We start from the raw sequence: 20,646 nt of genomic DNA, 5'->3' as shown, positions 1-20,646 counted from the left end.
GCGTGAACTACGTGGGGATGGCACTCGTCCTCAACTGCGGCTCGAGTTCCGTCAAGTACCAGGTGGTCGACACCACTGTCGACGAACCGCTGGCCGTGGGCCTCGTGGAGCGGGTGACCGACCACTCCGAGGCGATCCGCCAGATCATCGACTCGCTCTCCGAGCCCGGCTCCGGGGTGGACCTCAAGCAGCTCACCGTCGTGGGACATCGCGTGGTGCAGGGGGGCGCGGAGTTCTCGGCGCCCACGATCATCGACGACGACGTGGAGCGAGAGATCGCGAAGCTCTCCACGCTCGCGCCGCTCCACAATCCCCCCAACCTCGCCGGCATCACCGCGGCGCGCCAGGCGTTCCCCCAGCTGCCTCACGTCGCGATCTTCGACACCGCGTTCCACTCCACCCTTCCCGAGGCGGCCTACACGTACGCCATCGATCGCCGAGTGGCGAAGGAGCACGGCGTCCGCCGCTACGGCTTCCACGGCACGTCGCACAGCTACGTCTCACGGGAGACCGCCCGGCTCATGGGCCGCCCGGTCGAGGACCTGTCGATGATCGTCCTGCACCTGGGCAACGGCGCGTCCGCAGCCGCGATCCAGGGTGGCCGCTCCGTGGACACGTCGATGGGCCTGACGCCGCTCGAGGGTCTGGTCATGGGCACGCGCTCCGGCGACATCGACCCCGCGGTGACTCTCCACCTCGCCCGCACCGCCGGCATGACCATCGACGAGGTGGACGCTCTCCTCAACCGACGCTCGGGCATGCTCGGCCTCACCGGGTACTCCGACATGCGGGACGTGTGGCGGACTGCCGAGGAGGGCTCCCACGAGGCCCGTCTGGGACTCGACGTGTACTGCCGCCGCATCCGCGGATACGTGGGGCAGTACTACGCACAGCTGGGTCACCTCGACGCGGTGGTGTTCACCGCAGGAGTGGGCGAGAACGACGACGGCGTGCGCCTCGAGTCCCTCGCCGGACTCACCGAGCTCGGCATCGAGATCGATCCGGACCGCAATGCGGGACGCAAGAAGCAGCCGACGCTGGTGAGCACGGATGCCTCGCGCATTCAGGTCTGGGTCGTTCCCACGAATGAGGAGCGCGAGATCGCCCTGCAGTCGATCGCGGCGGTGTCGTAGCCCCGCGCTCGACAACATCCCTGGCAAGTGCGCTGTGTGGGGCATTTCACACGCAGAATTGCCTCGGGGAATCGCTCGCGGACCTACCCTGATGGGACAGGTGTTCCTTCCCGGGTGGAGCGCCCCGAAATCGATTCCACCTCCGGTGGGACATCGGAGCTGAGACTGTTGATCGACGTCACCACATGGACCGCGCATGCGACCCGCGAGCCATCGGACGGTTTCCTGAGCAGCATGGATCGACGCTGGAACGAATCGCTCGCCGGCCCAGAGACGTCGTGCGTCTGGTACACGTCCCCTCTCCACGCCCTCGCCCTCGCCCACGCCGACCGCGCCACGCACCGTCGTCGTCTGCGCACGGTGTTCGTCGCGCATGGTCACTGCGCACTGGAGTCAGAGGGCCACGGCTTCACGCCGATGTCCGAGCTCATCCCCCACGACCAGTACGGGCCAGAGACCATCATGGCCGAGCACACGGGAGTCGAGTCGCCGCTCGCGCACGCGCTCGTCACGGCGAAGGCCGACCCGAACGTCGTCGTCGTGACGGTCTTCACCGAGGAGCAGTTCATCGACGTCGATTCGTATGATGCGCACTCCTCCTCCAACCTGCAGCCCGAGCGCCACGGCGTGGTGATCCCGTTCCTCTACGCCTCTGCGGACGAGTCGGAGGACGACGCTTTCGAGCGGGAGGACCTGCTGCGCGCCAACGGCTTCGCCTCCTACACCGTCGACGTGGCGAGCATCGACGACGATCCAATCTCCGCCCACCGCGACATGGCAGTCGTGCTCGAGGACGTCTTCGACGAGGTCGCCCAGCTCAAGGCCGATGCCGCCGCACGTATCCTGACGCAGGATCCGTTGTGGCCGCTCATCGTGGTGCGCGCCCCGAGCGCGTGGAACCCCGCAGTGACCGCATCGGCCGGACGCGGAGCGTCCTCGACTGGCCGCGGGGCCGCGGCGGCCTGACTCCCGGTCCCGACTGCAGGCCTAGGGCCGGCAGTCGATGATCTCGTCCGGAACCTCGATGTCATAGGCGACCGTCAGCGTCTCGGTCTGAGTGAGCCCATCCACCATCGCCGCCGTCCCGCTCACGCGTTCGCCGGAGTACGTCACCTCGGTGGCGTCGTTGGTGCCGAACACCCCCTCGGGCCCGGCCCATGACACCTGGTCGAAGTCCATGCCCGCGATCTGCTGCACGTAGACGTCGATCTGGACCCAGTCGCCGCCGTCGTGGCCCTCGCCTTCCGGCATGACGCCCCTCGCCGTCAGCTCCAGCTCGCGGTCCACCTGGTCGACGTCGGTGGGTTCGCATCGACGCACGTCGTGGAGCTCGTACTCGACCCCCGCGACCACGGCGGTGCCGCGCACGGTGTCCGCCGATGCCTCCGTCTCGGCCTCTCCAGCGTCACCAGCTCCTGCGTCATCGGCGGGGTCGGCCGACGGCTCCGGCACAGCCGTCTCCGATGCGACCTCCGCGGGAGTCGGGGACGTCGAGGCGTCGGACGCCGCGGCCTCGCCCGCGTCGCCCGAGCAGCCAGCGAGGAGCAGTCCGGATGCCGCGAGCGCCACCACCGCTGCGACGGGACGGAGGGTGCCGGTGGACATGCGGGTCTCGTGTCGTGGGGACATGGCGGATCAGCCGAGGCGGTAGCGGCGCAGGGCCACCAGACCGGCGCCGAGCGCGATCATGACCGCCGCCGCCGCGATCGGCGCACGCTGCTCCTCGAGACCTGTCTCGGCGAGTGCGGCGACCGGCGTGCCACCAGCCGCGTCCTCCGCGGACCCGGTGCTGTCACCGGCGGCCTCCGCTGGGACGTCATCCACGGGGACGTCGTCCACCTCGGCGGCGAGCACCTCGACCACGACGGGCTCGGCCGTGATCTCGAGCGGCAGATAGGTGCCGGAGATGACGTGAGGGCTGGCGGTGGGGAACGTGATGGTGGCGCCGTCGACCTCGTCGGTCGGGACGTCGGAGGAGAACTGCATGTCCGCCGTCACGTCGCCCAGGGAGTCGCCCAGGGCGTTGTAGCCCTCGGCAGCCATGGTGACCGAGCCGCCCGCCTCGACCTCGGTGGCCGAGGCGGTGATCACGACGGAGCGCACGGCGGTGGTGTCGATCCACAGCGGGGTCAGGACCGTGTCTCCCGTGACGCGGTCCCCCACCTCGAACGGCTGGCCGTTGGCGCTCCATCCCGCGAGCGCGTAGCCGGCGGGGGCGGCGATGTCGAACTCTGAGTCGTAGTACGGGTCCAGGTATCCGTAGGGATCGCCGTCGGACTGATCGAGCTCGACGTTGATGGTGCCCCCGAACACGGGGGTGCCGAGGTGGGGATCGTCGAAGGCCACGCGTGCGACCGGGAGCGACTCGAACCCCTCCCACGTGGGCCAGCTGAACGTGTCGAGGTGTGTCGAGAAGAAGCGGATCACGGGATCCGTGACGCCCTGGTCGTCAGCGATGGGGTTGCGCCCGTCGACGCCGATGTACTCGGGCGCCGGACCGTGGAAGGTCACCGTGTCGAGCGACGGGTTCTCCGTGAAGACCTCGTTCTGAATCTGGGTGATCGAGGCGGGGATGGTGACATCGGTGAGGGCGTTGGCGCCGAACACCCCGGACCTCAGCAGGGTCATCGCCGGCGACAGGCCGATCGAGGTGATCGCGTTGTCATAGAACGCGCTGGGCTGCACCACCGCCACGTACTGCGGAAGCGTCACCTGGCCGATCTCGTTGGCCGCGAACGCCAGCGTGCCGATCCATTCGAGCGAGAGTGGGAAGTCCACCTCGGTGAGATCATTGAGGCGGAAGGCGGAGTCCCCGATGCGCACGAGCGACTGCGGCAGGTCCACCGACGCGATCGACTCCTGGAAGAAGGCCTCGTCGCCGATCTCGACCACGTCGTGCAGGTCTCCGTCGATCTCCACCTGGTCCGGGATCGTCACGGCAGGGTGGCCCGGGTGGGCGGAGGAGTCGTAGCCCGTCACGATCGCCCCCGCGCTCGGATCCGCCGGATCGATCTCGGAGTAGGTGATGCCGCTCAGCACGGCGTCGGCGGCATGCGCCGGTGCTCCCACCAGAGTGAGAGCGGCCACAGCGAGTGCCGTGATGAGGGCGGACGCCGCGGCGCGCGCGGCGGTAGTGACGTGTGTCATACGACCTTCCCAGGTAGATGCATCAATGCGGGGCAATGAGCACTGACGCTATGGTGGCCATTCGAGCGGGGCAATGGGAACGTATTGGCTATGCCGCGCCGTCACCGGCCCCGGGTCGGCGGCGCGCAAGCTGAGGAATGCCGATGAAGCGACCAGTCCTGACATCTGACGACGCCGCGCACGTGGTCACCACCGTTGACACCGCAGGCGCGGTGCTGATCACGGGGCCACGCGGCATCGGCAAGTCGCACCTCCTGAGGGCGGCGGCCACGCTCGTCAACGCCGACGGCCTGTCACCGCTCGAGGTGACGGGCTCCCCCGCCGCGGCCACGGTCCCGCTCGGCGCGTTCGCGGGAGTGCTGCGTGAGCACGATGGCGCGCTCACGCCGAGCGCCGTCATCGGCTCGCTCACCAGGCGCCGGTCCCGCGCGCTGCTGCTCGTCGACGCGGCGGACCTGCTCGACGAGAGCTCTCAGATGGTGGTCGGGCACCTGGTGCGATCCGCCGGCATGAAGGCGGTGCTCACCGCGCGCGAGCTCGGCGACTGTCCAGACGAGCTGAGGAGTCTGTACGACTCCGGGGTGATGACGGAGCTGAATCTGGACAGGCTTCCCGACGGAGCGCTCAGCGACGCCATCGCGTCGTGGCTGGGCGGGCCCGTCACGCCCGGCACCCTGCGTGCGGTCCTGGCCGCGGCGGACGGCAACCCGCTGGTGGCCCGAGAGATCGTCGCCGGCACCGTGGCGACGGGCGCCCTTCACGAGACCCCGCACGGGTGGGAGCTCGATGGCCCCATCGCGGCGACGCCGCGGCTGTCGCAACTGATCGGCGCCCACCTCGACACGCTCGAGGCCGACGAACTGGACGCCGCCGCATCGGTCGCCCTGGCGGGATCGCTGCCCGAGGCCGCCGTCGCGGATGCGCACCGCCGCCCGTTGGTACGCGCCGGCATCGTCTCCCGGGACGACGACGGCTGGCTCCACTCGAGCCAGCCGCTGCTCGCCGAGGCCGTGCGGGCTCGAGTCGTCGACGGGCACTGGCGTGACCTGGCCCGGAGCACGGTCGCGGCGCTCGAAGCGGCCGCCGTGCAGTGGCCCGATCGCGCCGCCGAGCTCGAACGCCGGGGCTCGGTGATCGCGCTCGAGCATCAGCTCCCGCTCGAGGCGCCGCGATGCCTGGACCTCGCGACTCACGCGCTCGGAGCGGGCGATCCCGCCTTGGCCTTCCGCGCCGCCGATGCCGCCGCCGCGGTGGAGTCCGCACACCACGCCCGCGCGCTGAGGCTGCGCGGGCTCGCTTCCTCCGCGCTGGGCCGTGCCGACGATGCCGATCGCGACCTGCGCGCGTCGCTCGCCGCAGGCGACACCGACCCCGACATCGCCGCATCGGCGCTCGCGCTGGCGAGCCACCTGGGGCTGGCAGGGCGCGACCCTCGCGGGGCCCTCGCCGTGCTCGCCGACGCGCAGGATCGGGTCCTGGACGACGAGTGGCGCGGCCATCTCGAGAGGTCCGCCGTGCGCTGGACCTCGGTGGCAGGAGCGGGTGGCGTCGAGGCTGAGGCCCCCGCCGAGGTCACCGAGGCCGAGGCGGCGATGGGCATCGCCACCATGGCGACCGCGGCCGTCATCTCGGGTCCGCTCCATCACGCCGATGCGCTCGTGCGCCGGTTCCGCGCGCTGCCCCAGGCCGTCGTGGCTCAGGCTCCTGGCGCGGCGGCGCTCACGGAGCTGGCGTCGATCATGGCGCTGTCTTACTCGGGGGACGTGCGAGCGACGCGCGCTCGACTCACCGCACAGATCGACCTCTCGCTGCGCCATGCTCCCGAGACCAGCGGCGCATGGGAGTACGCGCTGGGCATCGTGGAGCTGTTCGCGGCCGATGCCGGTCAGGCCCACGAGCGCGCATGCGACGCGGTGCAGCACCTCGAGTGGCGGGACCCGATGGGGCTGCTCCCCGCAGCGAGCGCGCTGCGGGGCGCGGCGGCGGCAGGTGCGGGCCTCGAGCTCGAGGCGATTGAGGCGTGGCGAGGCGTCCCCGAGGAGTCGGCGATGGACCCCAAGGTCGCGGTGCTGAAGAGCTGGGCCGAGGCATGGGACGCGGCCTCAGCTCGCCGACGCACCGAGGCCGGGGCGCGCCTGCGTGAGGGCGCCGCCGCGATGATCACCGCACAGCACACGTACTTCGCCGGCAAGCTGGCTCACTGCGCCATCCGGGTGGGCGGCGGTGACGACGAGGCGTTGGCGCTCCTCGCCCAGGCGCACGCCGCGGCCGGTGGAGGGCTGCTCGCCGTGCTGCTCGAACACGGTCAGGCGATGCGCGCCAGCGACGCACCGCAACTGGATGCGCTCGCCGAGGACCTGGTGGAACTGGGCGCCGTGGTCTCGGCTGCGGACACGTGGCTGACCCTCGCCCAGCAACAGGAGCGGTTCGGCGCGAGCGAACTGGACGCGCGCCGCTGGCAGGTGAAGGCGAGCGCGCTGCGCGCCACGGTCCCGTGCATGGCACTGTGGCAGCAGGAGCAGTCGGCCACGGGAGCCCTGCTGAGCAGGCGCGAGTACGAGGTCGCATCGCTCGCCGTCCAGCGCCTCACCGCCAAGGAGATCGCGTCGATCAACGACGTCTCGCCCCACACGGTGACCAACCAGCTGAACTCGGCGTTCCGCAAGCTCGGGGTGTCGAGCCGCACCGAACTGCGCGAAGTATGGGCGGAAGCTGGCGGACGCAGCTCCGACTACCCTTGACGGGTGGCTCATCTCCTCGGCGCACAGGCGCTTCACGTCGACTTCGGGACCGGCACGGTGCTCGAATCCGTGACCGTGGGCCTCGACGACGGCGACCGTATTGGCATTGTCGGCGCGAACGGCGCCGGCAAGTCCTCCCTCATGAAGATCCTCGCGGGACGGCTGGAGCCGCACGACGGCATCGTCACCACCTCGCGCGGCACCCGCGTAGGCGTGCTCGACCAGTCGGACCACGTGGACCCGGAGATCACGGTCGCGAAGGCGATTGTGGGTGACGCCGACGAGCACGAGTGGGCATCCGACCCGCGCATCCGCGACGTGATGGCCGGCCTCGTGCCCGACCTTGCGGCCGATGCGGTGGTGGGCACCCTTTCGGGCGGACAGCAGCGCCGGGTTGCCTTGGCGCACGTGCTCGTCGACGACCACGACGTGGTCTTCCTCGACGAGCCCACCAACCACCTCGACGTCGACGGCGTCGCGTGGCTCGCGGAGCACCTGAACCGTCGCTGGGCCCGCGGCCGAGGGGCCCTCGCGGTCGTGACTCACGACCGCTGGTTCCTCGACGCAGTGACCACCCGCACATGGGAGGTCCACGACGGCGAGGTCGAGGTCTACGAGGGTGGATACGCCGCGTACATCCTCCAGCGCGTCGAGAGGGACCGCATCGCCTCGGCGACCGAGTCCAAGCGTCAGAACCTGCTGCGCAAGGAGCTCGCGTGGCTCCGGCGCGGAGCCCCCGCGCGCACCACCAAGCCCAAGTTCCGCATCGACGCCGCCAACGAGCTGATCGCGGACGTGCCGCCCATCCGCGACTCCATCAAGCTCAACCGCATGGCAGCCTCGCGGCTCGGCAAGGACGTGGTCGAGCTCATCCGGTGCACGGTCCGGTACCCGGCGAACGACGGCAGCGCCGATGCGGACGGCAAGGGCGGCGGCGAGGTCGAGGTCCTCACCGAGATCGACTGGAACATCGGCCCGGGCGAGCGCACGGGCATCCTGGGCGAGAACGGCGCGGGAAAGTCGACGCTCCTCAAGCTCATCACGGGTGACCTCGAACCCACGTCGGGCCGCGTCAAGACGGGCTCGACCGTCAAGGTCGCGACGCTCTCGCAGCAGCTCGCGGAGCTCGAGGAGCACGCCGGCGAACGAGTCTCGGCCGTCGTGAAGCGGTTCTCCTCCGTCTCGCTCGCGGACGGCAACGAGATGACGCCCACCCAGCTGCTCGAGCGCCTGGGGTTCACCCCGGTGCAGCTCAAGACCCAGGTGGGACGACTATCGGGCGGCCAGCGTCGGCGCCTGCAGCTGCTGCTCGTGCTGCTGACCGAGCCCAACGTGCTGGTGCTCGACGAGCCCACCAACGACCTGGACACCGACATCCTCGCCGCCATGGAGGACCTGCTCGACTCCTGGCCGGGAACCCTCATCGTGGTGAGCCACGACCGCTACCTCATGGAGCGGGTCACGGACCAGCAGTACGCCGTGATCGACGGGCGTCTCCGGCATCTGCCGGGCGGCGTCGACGAGTACGTCGAGCTGTCGCGCGAACGCCGGGCGAAGACGGGTGGCGTGGGCTCGTTCGGGGGCCAGACCTCGGCGACGGGCTCAGGCGGAGGCGCTGCCCCTGCATCGGCCGCCATGCCCACGCTGGACGGGGCGGAGAAGCGTGCCCTCGAGAAGGAGCTCGCCGCCGCCGAGCGCCGCCTGGGCAAGCTGATGCGCGAGACCGCCGAGGTCCACGAGGCGATGGCCGAGCACGATCAGGCGGACTTCGAGGGCCTGGCGACGCTCACCGAGAAGCTGCGCAGCAACGCCGCCGAGACCTCCGCGCTCGAGACGCGCTGGCTGGAGCTGGGAGACCGGCTCGGCAAGTAGCGCTGACCCTCCTCTACCCCCGGCGCAGCGCGTCCTTGAGCTTCATGCGACCGCCCGTGTTGAGCACCGCCCCGGCGTACACGCGGCCCGCGAGCCACGTCAGCAGCGGAATCGAGATCAGGCACAGCGCCACCGCCAGCAGCGTCTCGCCCGTGGTGATGGCGCCGAACGCCGATCGCATCGGCACCATGAACGGCGCGAAGAATGGCACCTGGGTGAGCACCGTCGTGACGGGGCCGTCCGGGCTGCTCGGCACCAGGTAGATCGCGAGATACAGCGGCGCCATCATCAGCAGCATCATGGGCGTCGACACCGACCCGATGTCCTCCTGCCGCGACACCAGCGCTGCGAGCCCGCCGAACAGCACCGTGAACAGCGCGAAGCCCAGCACGAACCACACGCTGAAGTTCACCAGCAGCTGGCCCACGCCGATCTCGAGCGCGCCCAGCAGTTCCAGGTGCCACGCGGCGAACAGCAGCGGCAGCACCATTCCCGCGGCCTGCAGGAGCGTGTACAGACCCACGCCGAGGATCTTTCCTCCCAGGAGCGTCGACGGCCGCACGGTCGCGAGCAGGATCTCCACCACGCGCGAGGACTTCTCCTCGACCACGCCCATCATGATCACGGAGGAGCTCTGGATGAGCACGAAGAACAGCACGAGGATGACCGCGAAGCCCGCGAAGAACGATCCGGACTCGAAGCCTCCGTCGTCATCTCCCAGGAGCGTCACGGTCGGCACAGCCAGCGCGAGCGCCTCGTTGACGGTCGCGGGGTCCCCTCCGAGATCCGACACCTGGGACTCGAGCACGGCGGCCTGCGTGGCGGCGGTGACCACGGACATCAGCGACTCCTGCGCGCCGTCGACGAAGAGCTCGGGAGCGTCAGCTGGGCCCACGATCACTCCGCTGATGCCCTCGGCGAGTTCCGGCTCGGCGGGAGCATCGACAGGATCGAACACGGCGTCGAACTCCTGAGCCGCCGCGGCGGCCTCCAGGTGCGGGATCAGTGCGCCCGCGGTCGCGGAGTCCACCTCCACGACGTCGGGCTCGTCGTCACCGCCCACGATGAACGGCTTGAGGATCAGCGCCGCTCCCACGATGATCACGAGCATGATCCCCGAGGAGATCAGGTTCGCCTTGGACAGGGCGCGGGTGCGGAACTCGCGCTTGGCGATCAGCCACAGCATGCTCACGCCACCTCCTCAGGGGCATTCACGACATCGCGGAACAGGTCGGTCAGAGTGGGACGCACCGGCGAGAACTCGGTCACCGTGCCCTGCTGGACGGCCGATGCGAGCACGGCCTGGGCGGATTCCGCGGAGTCCGCCTCGACGAGCCAGCGGCCCGGAGCCGACTCTGTAATGCTCACCCCTGGCGGCGCGGCGGGGGGCGCAGTCGCGCTCGCGAGCGCGAGGATCCACTGACTGGTGTCGGTGGCGCGTAGCTCGTCGATCGGCCCCGAGGCCACCATGCTGCCGCGGGCCACGATGCCGACGCGGTCGCTGAGGCGCTCCACGAGCTCCAGCTGGTGAGACGAGAAGATGACGGGGACGCCGCGGTCGGCTTGGCTGCGCAGCACGTCGCTCATCACGTCGACCGCGACCGGGTCGAGCCCTGAGAACGGCTCGTCGAGCACCAGGATGTCGGGCTCGTGGACCAGCGCGGAGGCCAGCTGAACGCGCTGCTGGTTGCCGAGCGACAGCTTGTCCACCTCGTCGCCGCGGCGCTCGTCCACCCCGAGCACCTGCGTCCACTGCTCCATAGCGGCGACGGCGCGCTCCTTGCTCAACCCATGCAGGCGGGCGAGGTAGACCAGCTGATCCCCCACCTTCATGCGGGGATACAGGCCGCGCTCCTCCGGCATGTAGCCGATGCGCCGGCGCACGTCCGCGTCCACGCGCGCGCCCTTCCACCTGACCTCACCCGCATCGGACCGGAGCACGCCGAGGATGATGCGCATCGTCGTGGTCTTGCCGGCGCCGTTGGATCCCACGAACCCGAAGATCTGTCCGGCGGGCACCTCGAACGAGACCTCGTTCAGTGCTCGCAGTTCGCCGTAGGACTTGGAGAGGCTGTCGATCTCCAGTGCGGTCACGCGTGCTCCTTGAGTGGGCTGAGGGGGCGCCTCCACCATAAGCGAGAATGGCGCCACGGCGGCGGGCGCGCGACCGTCTCCGCGCCCGACGACCGCCGGCGGCGCCACCGGCCGCGCCGGCCGAGCAGGTCGAGACCTCCGCCGTCCCCTCGCATGCAGGTGAACGTTCATGGACATAGGACCTTTGCCCGCGCGGACGCCGCCGCCCGGTGCAATGCTGGAGGCATCAACCACCCACACGGAGGTCCCACGATGACTCATCACGCCTGGCAGGCCCGCACTGACGAGAAGGCGTCGCCGGAGGAGATCGGCGCGATCGACAGGTGGTGGAGGGCCACGAACTACCTGAGCGTGGGACAGATCTACCTTCTCGACAACCCGCTGCTGCGCGAGCCGCTGCACCGCGACCACGTCAAGCCGCGACTGGTGGGGCACTGGGGCACCACTCCGGGGCTGAACTTCCTCTACGCGCACCTGAACCGGATGATCAAGGCGCGCCAGCAGCCGACGATGTACATCATCGGCCCGGGGCACGGCGGACCAGGTCTGGTCGCGTCGAGCTTCCTCGACGGCACCTACACCGAGACGTACCCCGACATCTCCTACGACGAGGCCGGGGTCAAGCGCCTCTTCAAGCAGTTCTCCTTCCCCGGCGGCATCCCGTCGCACGTGGCGCCGGAGACCCCGGGATCGATCCACGAAGGCGGCGAGCTGGGGTATGCGCTCAGCCACGCCTACGGGGCCGCTTTCGACAACCCCGACCTGCTGGTCGCGGCGATCGTGGGCGACGGCGAGGCCGAGACGGGCCCGCTGGCGACGTCGTGGCACTCGAACAAGTTCATCAACCCCGCCTCGGATGGCGTGGTGCTGCCGATCCTGCACCTCAACGGCTACAAGATCGCGAACCCCACGGTTCTCGCGCGGATCGGCGAGGACGAGCTGGACGCCCTGATGCGCGGGTACGGTCACAAGCCTCACGTCTTCGAGGCGGGATTCGACGACGAGTCGCACGAGTCGACCCACGCGCGATTCGCCGCGATCCTCGACGACGTCATGGACGAGATCGCTGGCATCAAGGCCCAAGCGGCGGAGGACCCGAACATGGAGCGCCCCATGTGGCCCATGATCGTGTTCCGCACCCCCAAGGGCTGGACGTGCCCGGACTCGATCGACGGTCAGCAGACCGAGGGCTCGTGGCGCTCGCACCAGGTGCCCCTGTCGAATGCTCGCGACACGGACGCTCACCTGAGCACCCTCGAGGGCTGGCTCCAGTCGTACGGTCCTGACGAGCTGTTCGACGACGCAGGCGCCCCGCTGCCCGCGACCAGCGAGATCGCGCCGGAGGGCGAGCTGCGCATGTCCGCGCGGCCCGAGTCCAACGGCGGCCTCGTGCTGAGAGACCTGATCATGCCCGACTTCCGCGACTTCGCCGTGGACGTCCCCAACCCGGGAGCCGGCCCGGCCGAGGCCACCAAGCAGCTGGGACTGTTCCTCAAGGCCATCATCGAGAAGAACCCGGACAACTTCCGCATCTTCGCGCCGGACGAGCTGGCGTCGAACCGCCTGCAGTCGGTGCTCGAGGTCACGGACAAGGTGTGGAACGCCCGCCGCGAGGACGATGACGGCGCCCACACCGCATCGTCCGGTCGCGTGGTCGAGATGCTGTCGGAGCACCAGTGCCAGGGGTGGCTCGAGGGCTACACCCTCACGGGTCGCCACGGCCTGTTCACCTCGTACGAGGCGTTCATCCACATCGTCGACTCGATGTTCAATCAGCACGCCAAGTGGCTCAAGACGTCGCGAGAACTGCCGTGGCGCCGGCCGATCGGCTCGCTGAACTACCTGCTGTCCAGCCACGTGTGGCGTCAGGACCACAACGGCTTCTCGCACCAGGACCCCGGGTTCATCGACCACGTGGTCAACAAGAAGGCCGAGGTGGTCAGGGTCTACCTCCCCGCCGACGCCAACACACTGCTCAGCACCTACGACCACTGTCTGCGCTCGCGCGACTACGTCAACGTGGTCATCGCGGGCAAGCAGCCGCAGGCGCAGTGGCTCACCATGGACCAGGCGATCGACCACTGCACCCGTGGACTCGGCATCTGGGAGTTCGCCTCCAACGTGCCGCTGGGCGAAGAGCCCGACGTGGTCATGGCCGCGGCCGGCGACGTGCCCACCATCGAGATCCTCGCGGCGATCGACATCATTCGCCAGGAGCTTCCTGAGCTCAAGGTGCGCATGATCAACGTCGTCGACCTGATGCGCCTACAGCCCGAGGAGGAGCACCCGCACGGCATGACGGACCGCGCCTTCGACCAGCTGTTCACCACCACGAAGCCGGTCATCTTCAACTATCACGGCTACCCGTGGCTCATTCACCGCCTCACCTACCGTCGCAACGGCCACTCGAACCTGCACGTCCGCGGCTACAAGGAGGAGGGCACCACCACGACGCCCTTCGACATGGCGATGCTCAACGACATCGACCGATACCACCTGGTCATGGACGTGATCGATCGCGTCCCGGGGCTCGGCACCCGCGCCGCATCGCTGCGCCAGGACCTGTTCGACCGGCGCCTGGCGGCCCGACGCTACGCACGTGAGCACGGCGCCGACCTGCCCGAGGTCGCCAACTGGACATGGCCGGACGCGGACGAGGAGAGCAAGCGCGCCATGGCCGCGGCCGACTCGACGGGCGGCGACAACGACTAGCCCACTCCGAGACCTTCGATAGCTCCGCGCATCGGCCGTCGCAGTTCAGCATCCGGCCGATGCGCGGGCTTGGTTCCGGGGCGCCTCACCTTCGCTCGCCCCCCCCAGCTACAGCAGCAGGAGTTCTGGCCCGGGCCCATCCTCAGCGGCCCTCGGCGGCACTGGCGCCCTTGATGTCTCCGCCGCCGTCTCCCCCGCGGGTGCCGGCGGTCCAGTGGCTCCTGCGGCGTCGAGCTCTCGGCGCTCTCTCTCAGTGATCCCGAACCTGGCCCTGCCGCCCAGTCGTGGCCTTCGTTCCCGGTCGACGGACGCGGGCGGCCTGAACCACACCTGCTCGTTGCTCGCCTCGATGCCCCATGCGTCGCGATGGATGGTGTGATGGCACGCGACGCAAAGCATCACGCCGTTCGAGAGATCGGTGCGACCGCCGTCTCGATCCCACCACTCAACGTGATGCGCCTCGCAGTGGCTCGGTGGTGCTCCGCACATCGCGCACCCGCTGTCGCGCTCGAGCAGAGCGACGCATTGGGCGGGACTGAACAGTCGCTTCTCTCGACCCACATTCAGCTTCTCGTCATCGCCACCGAGGACCAGCGGCAGATACCCGGCATCGACCGCGGCCCGCCGGAGCTCACCGACCGGGATCGCGCTGCCCGCGCCATCCACTGCCGCCGCACCCTCCGCGTCCAGACCGACCAACTGCTCCAGGGTCATGCGCACGATCACCTTCGTGGTCGCGTGCGCGATGGGCGCCTCATCGCAGCCGAGCATGTGACGCGCGAACGTCGCCAACGCGTCAGCCCGGATCTGACCCGCCGAGCGGTGGTCGTCATGCAAGGGATCGCCGTCACGGCGCCGCCGGAAGGCAGCCTTCACCATCGATTCGAGCGCCGTACGAATCGGGGCGGCCGTCACCGGGTCAAGAACGCCGGAGATCCGCACCGCGCCATCAGCCTCATCCTTGATCACCAGGTAGCGCTCCTGGGCCATCCTCTTCTGCCGCTCCTCCGCGTCACGCGCGGCCAGGCCATCACGCCAGCGCAGCACGATCGGTGCGAACTGCTCAGCGCTCAACCCGGGGGCCCTCTCGACCAGCGTTCTCTCCGCAAGCGCCACCTGGTCCCTCGTGGCTGCGCCCGACACCGAGTCGAGCATGCGGGTGATCTGCGCGGCGATCTCCACACTGATGCGCCCAGCCGAGAGGGCCCGGGCGACCACGGGATACGTCGGCTCCTCCGGCTCCCGCGCCGTCACACCATTGGCTGCCGCGTCGTGCTCGCGCCGCACCTGCTCCTCAGCATCGGCCATCACCCGACCAGCGCGGATGAGCCGGTCCGCCTCTCGCCGAGAGCCTCCGGTGAGTGCGGCGATCATCGTCGTCGGCTCAGAGAAGCCTTGCTTCCGCGCCAGACCTGTTGAACCCAGCTCGGGAGCCGACCGCCGCGCGATCTCCGCACAGGCCGCAGCAAGCAGCAGGTCCGCATCCCGCTTCACGTCAGACACCCCCGCCTGCACCTCCAGGAGCACACCCTCCGACAATTCCGTGGCCGTCTCACCGGCCACCAGCGCACGAGCCTCCTCCAGAGCCGCGCGTGCCCGCACGAGGGCGTCACCAAGCCCCGCCGGCGCATCGGCCGACTGGACTGGCAACTGCCCGCTCAAGGTCATGACACCAGTCAAACAGGACCCTCTGACACGACAACGTCCCTGGCAGATATCTGTGGATGGAACAAAGTACCCTGTCCCATGGGGACGGCTCCCATCGCTGTCCGCGCTACGTCAGAGAGCCGAGCCCGCGGAGGTACTCGCGTATGAGAAGGATGCCCGCGATGGCCGCCTCGTCTCCGTGCTCAAGTGCGGCCGAGCGCAGTTCGCGCGGGTCGAGGCCCCAACTCTCGAGATCCCCGGAATGGCCGATCAGCCACCGCTCGAACGCCTCCGGGTCGGCCTCAGGATGGAACTGAATCGCCAGCGAGCTCCTGTACGCAAAGGCCTGATGGGGAGTCGTCGCAGTGGAGGCGAGGCTCGTCGCCCCGTCGGGAAGCGTGACGACATCGCGGTGCCAATGCAGAGTGGGCGCACTGCCGAGGTGCCGCAGCGGCGAGTCGTGCGCCGGTTCCGCGAGCACCACCGGTGCGAACCCGACCTCGCGCTCCCCCCGCTCGACGGTCGCGCCAAGCGCGATCGCCATGATCTGCGCGCCCAGGCACACACCGATCATCGGGCGCCCAGTCTGCAGCCGTGCAGATACTAAGTCAGTCACCTCACTGAGCACGGGATAGCGAGAACTGTCGCCCGCATCGATGGGGGCACCGAGCACGATCATGAGCTCGGCATCGACCGCAGGCGCGAGGTCGTCGACCCCCACGTCCAGGGAGAGGATCTCGTACCCGTGCGCGGCGATCTCTGGCTCCCACACACCCAGATCCTCGAACGCCACGAACCTGATGACCGCACATCGCATGCCGTCACTGTAGCGAGGGCGACCGGAGGACGGCCGATGCGGGAGAGACCGAGTGCGACGCGCAGCCCCCGGGGTGACGGACAATGGCCGCATGGGACCTCTCAGCGCGCCGGCACTCCGCGCCCACGCCGGTCGCCTTCCGGGCCCGGGGCCCGCAGCGATCCTGCCCACGCGAGAGCGAGCGCGAACAGCATTCGCTCGACAGGCGAACCTCCGGTGAGCGACCGGCCACCCTTCCTCTACCGCAGCGGGACGGCCCGCGTGGATCAGCCGTACCGCCACGGACCGCTGTCCTTCCGCGTCCTCGCCGATGCCGACCCCAGCGCGGACGCGTCCGCACCGGTCTTCGTCCTCGTCCACGGCATCGGGATGTCCCACCGGTACCTGTCACGGCTGCACGCCGCTCTCGCCACCACGGGCCCCACGTTCTCGATCGATATGCCCGGATACGCGGGGCTGCCGAAGCCCACGGCCGACGTCGACGTGCCGACGATGGCGCGCGGACTCGCGGGCGCGATCGCGTCCCTGGAGGTCGGCCCCGTCGTGCTCATCGGCCATTCGATGGGCGCGCAGTGGGCGACCGCGGTCGCGGTCGAGAGCCCCGAGCTCGTCGAGCGCCTGGTCCTCATCGGCCCCGTCGCGGACTCGGAGCACCGGTCGCTCCCGGCCCAGGCGGCGGGACTGGTGCGCGACTCGCTGGGCGAGTCGCCCCGTGCCAACGCGATCATCGTCACCGACTACCTTCGCTGCGGCATGCCTTGGTACCTGGCCCAGACTCGCCACCTTCTCTCCTACAAGATCGAGGAGGACGTGGCACGACTGACGGTGCCCGCGCTCATCATTCGGGGAGCGCGCGATCCGATCTCTGGACCAGAGTGGTGCGGTCGGCTGCGCGATCGCATCCCCGTCGCGAGCCTCATCCAGATCCCGGGACATCACCACGTCGTCCAGGACTCCGCGCCGCACGCTGTCGAGTCCGCCATCCTCACCTTCGTCGACGACCCGAAGCCCAGTCGCGGGGTGGCGACATGAAGGATCTCTTCCGCTTCTGGGCGTGGTGGACGCGCGACTACGCCTATGCGCTCGTGTGGCAGGTGCGAGCGCTCGTCAATCGTGTGCACCCTGACTCGTTCCTGACGGGCACCCGGACGCCGGTCGTCGTGCTGCCCGGCATCTACGAGACGTGGAAGTTCATGCAGCCTCTCATCGAGCAGCTGCATGCGCAGGGACACCCCGTGCATGTCGTCGCGGACCTGCGTCGCAACCATCGGCCCGTCACCGAGATGGCGGAGCACGTAGAGACCTACCTGAGAAACAACGACCTCGAGGACGTCCTGCTGGTCGCGCACAGCAAGGGCGGCCTCACGGGAAAGGTGGTCATGGCCGGCCCCGCCGGCGACCGGGTCCGCGGCATGCTCGCCGTCGCGACCCCCTTCGGAGGGTCCCGGTACGCACGCGCCATGCCGCTGCGGTCGCTGCGGGCGTTCTCGTCGCGCGATGCGACCATCACGAGTCTGGCGAGGCAGACCACAGTCAACGGCAGGATCGTCTCGGTCTACGCGCGCTTCGATCCTCACATCCCCGGCGGCAGCGAGCTGCCCGGCGCCACCAACGTCATGCTCGACACCGGTGGGCACTTCCGCGTCCTCGGACACCCCGGGGTGCTGGCGGAGCTGGCGACCTTCGCCGACTGACGCGGTCATCGCCTCGGCCCCGCTGGATCGCTAGCGCTCCGAGCCCCACGTGTGGATGCGCTCCCCCTCCTCGTTGAAGATGCTCAGCACCCGCGCCGTCCCCGGCCCGGCGGCCATCAGCGCGTGCGGCACTCGGGTGTCGAACTCCGCCGCCTCGCCGGCCTCGAGCACCAGATCCTGCTCCCCGAGCAGAAGCCGCAGCCGACCACTCAGCACGTACAGCCACTCATGCCCGTCGTGCACGCGCAGGGCGGGCACCTCGGTCATCACCGGGTAGGTGATCCCGTACGCCCGCATCGTGGACGACTCGGGGGCGAGCGGCACCATCACCAGCCCGTCGCGCCGGATCTCGGGCCGCCGCACACGCGGGTCACGGTCGGCTGGCGGCAGCAGGTCGTCCACGCGGATCCCCAGCTGTCGCGTCAACGGAACCAGCAGCTCGAGCGTCGCCTGCCGCTTGCCCGACTCGAGCCGCGACAGGGTGCTCGCCGAGACCGATGCCCGCACGGCCAGGTCGTCGAGCGTCCAGCCGCGGGCCTGCCGCGCGGCGCGGAGCCGTGGCCCCACCTGTGCCAAGTCGTCCATGCCCACACTCTTGCATATTCAGCAAGCGGCCTTGCACTTCTGCATCACGGGGGCAAGGCTCGAGTCATGACCACACCACACCCCTGGGACGCCATCGTGATCGGCGGCGGCGCGGCCGGCCTCAGCGCCGCTCAGATGCTCGGCCGGTCCCGCCGGCGCACGCTCGTGATCGACTCCGGCCGGCCACGCAACCGATTCGCCTCCCACATGCACGGGATCCTGGGCCACGACGGCCTCGACCCTGCCGCGCTGCTGGCCACGGGGCGCCGCGAGCTCGAGCGCTACGGCGTCGAGGTCCGGGCGGGCTCCGTCGAGACCGTCGAGGACGAGGGTGAGATCCTCGCCGTCACCGTAGAAGGCACCGTGGAACGCACCCGAGCGATCGTGCTCGCGACCGGCATCACCGATGCCCTGCCCGACATCCCCGGCCTCGCGGAGCGCTGGGGCACCAGCGTGATCCACTGCCCGTACTGCCACGGCTGGGAGGTGCGCGACACACGCATCGGCGTCCTGGTCACGCACGCGGGTCAGGTCCACCTGGCGTTCATGGTGCGTCAACTGAGCGACTCGGTCACGGTGTTCGCTCAGGAGCCGGGCCTCGTCGACGAGTCCGAGCGCCACCGGCTCGCCGCCCGCGGCGTCCGGATCGTCGACTCAGCGGTCACCCGCCTCGACGGCACCGGCGGCGGCACCGACCTCACGCACGTCACCACGGCCGACGGCGCGACCCACCCGATCGACGCCCTGTTCGCGGCCGGCCTGCCCCATCCTCACGATCACTTCCTCAATCCGCTGGGCCTCGAACGCACCGCCGGCCCGGGCACGAGCGTGATCGCCACGGAGCCCGACGGCGCCACCAGCCACCCCCGAATCTGGGCCGCCGGCAATGTCGTCAACCCCATGGAGAGCGTCCCCATGGCCGCGAGCGCGGGAGCCGTCGCAGGCGCCCGCGTCAACGCGTTCCTTGTCGACGAGGACTTCGACCGCGCGGAGTCCGCACCGGCGGAGGACCCCGCCGCGTTCTGGGAGGAACGCTATGCCGACGCCGAGCGATCCTGGTCGGGCCGCGTGAACCCGACCCTCGCATCGGCCGTCGACGGCCTGACCCCCGGAACGGCCCTCGACCTCGGCTGCGGCGAAGGTGCGGACGTGATCTGGCTCGCCCGACACGGCTGGCGTGCGCACGGCCTGGACATCTCACGCACCGCGATCGCGCGCGCCCGCGCAGCTGCGGCCGATGCGGGGGCCGAGGCGGCCTTCGACGTCGCCGACCTCGCCACCTGGCAGCCGGACGGCGCCTACGACCTCATCACCGCATCGTTCTTCCACTCCCCCGTGGACCTGCCGCGCACGGACGTCCTGATGCGCGCATCGGCCGCAGTGAGGCCCGGCGGCCACCTGCTGCTCGTGACGCACGCCGCGCCGCCGCCGTGGGCGACTCCGGCCGATGCGCACGAGCACACCTTCCTCACCGCACGGCAGGAGGCCGATGCGCTGGCGCTCGACCCGCGCGAGTGGGAGGAGGTGCGGGTCGAGGACGTCGCCCGCGAGGCGACCGGCCCCGAGGGACAGCCCGGCATGCTCACCGACGGGGTCGTGCTGATCCGCCGGCGGGCCGAGATCACTCCGACGTGAAGGTCTCGCTCCAGAGCTCGGTGCCGTCCGCGTTGAGGTAGGTGTACGTCGCCGACAGCGGCTCCTCGACACCCGCCTGCACCATCATCGGGAACACTGCGGTGTCGAGCAGCTGCTGGAGCGTCTCCTCGATGCCTGCGAGCGACTCCTCAGCGAAGCTGGCGTCGACCTGATCCGCGTAGGTGTAGGAGTACTCGATGCCATTCGGCGGAACGGCCTCGACGGAGATGTCGGAGTACAGGTCCCCGAGAGAGTCGCCCATCGCGTCGAGCTGGGAGAGCTCCAGGTCAACGTAATCCTGGAGCGCGTCGTTCGACGCGGGGGCGTCGACCTCGTCGTCGTCCTGCTCGGCGTCGTCGTCCTGCTCTGCCGGCGCCTCGTCCACGGCGGCGCTCGCCGTCTGTTCGGCCGTGGGCGTCGGGGTGGCGTCGTCGTCGGTCGCGGCGCCGCAGCCGGTCAGCGTGAGCGCCGACGCCAGCGTGAGGGCAGGGATGGCGCCGAAGCCGATCCGGAACGGTGCGGTCGTACGTGACATGAGTGCTCTCCTGGGTGAAGGGTGGTGCAGCGGG

The 20,646-nt window shown here is 69.9% G+C and carries 16 protein-coding genes; 8 read left to right on the top strand and 8 right to left on the bottom strand.

Annotated features, from left to right (window positions below; genetic code table 11):
• Nucleotides 1-11: 11 nt before the first annotated feature.
• Together QQX02_RS08230 and QQX02_RS08225 are read left to right on the top strand one after the other, a co-directional pair.
• Nucleotides 12-1,133 carry an acetate kinase gene (locus QQX02_RS08230; protein ID WP_301143687.1) on the top strand — a complete coding sequence of 374 codons (1,122 nt, stop codon included), beginning with the start codon at nt 12-14 and terminating at the stop codon, nt 1,131-1,133.
• A 234-nt stretch (nt 1,134-1,367) separates the two neighbouring features.
• Nucleotides 1,368-2,099: a phosphoketolase family protein gene (locus QQX02_RS08225; protein WP_301142368.1), complete on the top strand. Its 732-nt coding sequence runs from the start codon at nt 1,368-1,370 to the stop codon at nt 2,097-2,099.
• 21 nt (nt 2,100-2,120) lie between these two features.
• Here the strand turns inward: QQX02_RS08225 and QQX02_RS08220 are convergent, their stop codons facing one another.
• Both QQX02_RS08220 and QQX02_RS08215 read right to left on the bottom strand, forming a co-directional pair.
• Nucleotides 2,121-2,738 carry a hypothetical protein gene (locus QQX02_RS08220; protein ID WP_301142367.1) on the bottom strand — a complete coding sequence of 206 codons (618 nt, stop codon included), beginning with the start codon at nt 2,736-2,738 and terminating at the stop codon, nt 2,121-2,123.
• A 30-nt stretch (nt 2,739-2,768) separates the two neighbouring features.
• Entirely contained in the window at nt 2,769-4,280 is a 1,512-nt protein-coding gene (locus QQX02_RS08215; RefSeq protein ID WP_301142366.1) for a leucine-rich repeat domain-containing protein, read from the bottom strand.
• Nucleotides 4,281-4,423: 143 nt separating this feature from the next.
• Here QQX02_RS08215 and QQX02_RS08210 point away from each other — a divergent pair, with 143 nt between their 5' ends.
• Nucleotides 4,424-7,021: a LuxR C-terminal-related transcriptional regulator gene (locus tag QQX02_RS08210; protein ID WP_301142364.1), complete on the top strand. Its 2,598-nt coding sequence runs from the start codon at nt 4,424-4,426 to the stop codon at nt 7,019-7,021.
• A 3-nt stretch (nt 7,022-7,024) separates the two neighbouring features.
• Nucleotides 7,025-8,893, top strand: a complete 1,869-nt coding sequence (locus QQX02_RS08205; protein ID WP_301142363.1) for an ABC-F family ATP-binding cassette domain-containing protein — start codon at nt 7,025-7,027, stop codon at nt 8,891-8,893.
• 13 nt (nt 8,894-8,906) lie between these two features.
• Here the strand turns inward: QQX02_RS08205 and QQX02_RS08200 are convergent, their stop codons facing one another.
• Together QQX02_RS08200 and QQX02_RS08195 are read right to left on the bottom strand one after the other, a co-directional pair.
• Entirely contained in the window at nt 8,907-10,079 is a 1,173-nt protein-coding gene (locus QQX02_RS08200) for an ABC transporter permease (RefSeq protein ID WP_301143684.1), read from the bottom strand.
• Between the two features lie 2 nt (nt 10,080-10,081).
• A complete protein-coding gene (locus QQX02_RS08195; RefSeq protein ID WP_301142362.1) occupies nt 10,082-10,987 on the bottom strand; it encodes an ABC transporter ATP-binding protein in 906 nt (301 codons plus the stop codon).
• Nucleotides 10,988-11,239: 252 nt separating this feature from the next.
• On the opposite strand from QQX02_RS08195, the gene QQX02_RS08190 reads away from it, so the two are divergent.
• Nucleotides 11,240-13,699: a phosphoketolase family protein gene (locus tag QQX02_RS08190; protein WP_301142360.1), complete on the top strand. Its 2,460-nt coding sequence runs from the start codon at nt 11,240-11,242 to the stop codon at nt 13,697-13,699.
• Between the two features lie 108 nt (nt 13,700-13,807).
• Here QQX02_RS08190 and QQX02_RS08185 read toward each other — a convergent pair whose 3' ends face one another.
• Together QQX02_RS08185 and QQX02_RS08180 are read right to left on the bottom strand one after the other, a co-directional pair.
• Entirely contained in the window at nt 13,808-15,367 is a 1,560-nt protein-coding gene (locus QQX02_RS08185; protein WP_301142359.1) for an HNH endonuclease, read from the bottom strand.
• Between the two features lie 106 nt (nt 15,368-15,473).
• Nucleotides 15,474-16,163 carry a glutamine amidotransferase-related protein gene (locus tag QQX02_RS08180; protein ID WP_301142357.1) on the bottom strand — a complete coding sequence of 230 codons (690 nt, stop codon included), beginning with the start codon at nt 16,161-16,163 and terminating at the stop codon, nt 15,474-15,476.
• A gap of 216 nt (nt 16,164-16,379) precedes the next feature.
• On the opposite strand from QQX02_RS08180, the gene QQX02_RS08175 reads away from it, so the two are divergent.
• Both QQX02_RS08175 and QQX02_RS08170 read left to right on the top strand, forming a co-directional pair.
• The gene (locus tag QQX02_RS08175; protein WP_301142356.1) at nt 16,380-17,195 is read left to right on the top strand and encodes an alpha/beta fold hydrolase; all 816 of its coding nucleotides are present in this window, start codon (nt 16,380-16,382) and stop codon (nt 17,193-17,195) included.
• Nucleotides 17,192-17,857 (top strand): esterase/lipase family protein, encoded by a 666-nt coding sequence (locus tag QQX02_RS08170; protein WP_301142354.1) that lies wholly within the window; start codon nt 17,192-17,194, stop codon nt 17,855-17,857. Before QQX02_RS08175 ends, QQX02_RS08170 begins: the two co-directional genes overlap by 4 nt.
• Nucleotides 17,858-17,887: 30 nt before the next feature.
• Here QQX02_RS08170 and QQX02_RS08165 read toward each other — a convergent pair whose 3' ends face one another.
• On the bottom strand, nt 17,888-18,442 hold the full coding sequence (locus QQX02_RS08165; RefSeq protein WP_301142353.1) for a helix-turn-helix domain-containing protein: 555 nt from the start codon (nt 18,440-18,442) through the stop codon (nt 17,888-17,890).
• 66 nt (nt 18,443-18,508) lie between these two features.
• On the opposite strand from QQX02_RS08165, the gene QQX02_RS08160 reads away from it, so the two are divergent.
• Nucleotides 18,509-20,077, top strand: a complete 1,569-nt coding sequence (locus QQX02_RS08160; protein WP_301142352.1) for a bifunctional NAD(P)/FAD-dependent oxidoreductase/class I SAM-dependent methyltransferase — start codon at nt 18,509-18,511, stop codon at nt 20,075-20,077.
• On the opposite strand, the gene QQX02_RS08155 is transcribed toward QQX02_RS08160, so the two are convergent.
• Nucleotides 20,064-20,612 carry a hypothetical protein gene (locus QQX02_RS08155; RefSeq protein WP_301142351.1) on the bottom strand — a complete coding sequence of 183 codons (549 nt, stop codon included), beginning with the start codon at nt 20,610-20,612 and terminating at the stop codon, nt 20,064-20,066. The genes QQX02_RS08160 and QQX02_RS08155 overlap by 14 nt on opposite strands.
• Nucleotides 20,613-20,646 lie beyond the last annotated feature (34 nt).

Origin of the sequence: Demequina muriae (assembly GCF_030418295.1) — a bacterium.
Taxonomy (GTDB): Bacteria; Actinomycetota; Actinomycetes; order Actinomycetales; family Demequinaceae; genus Demequina; species Demequina muriae.
This window is presented reverse-complemented; position numbering and strand designations above follow the sequence as displayed.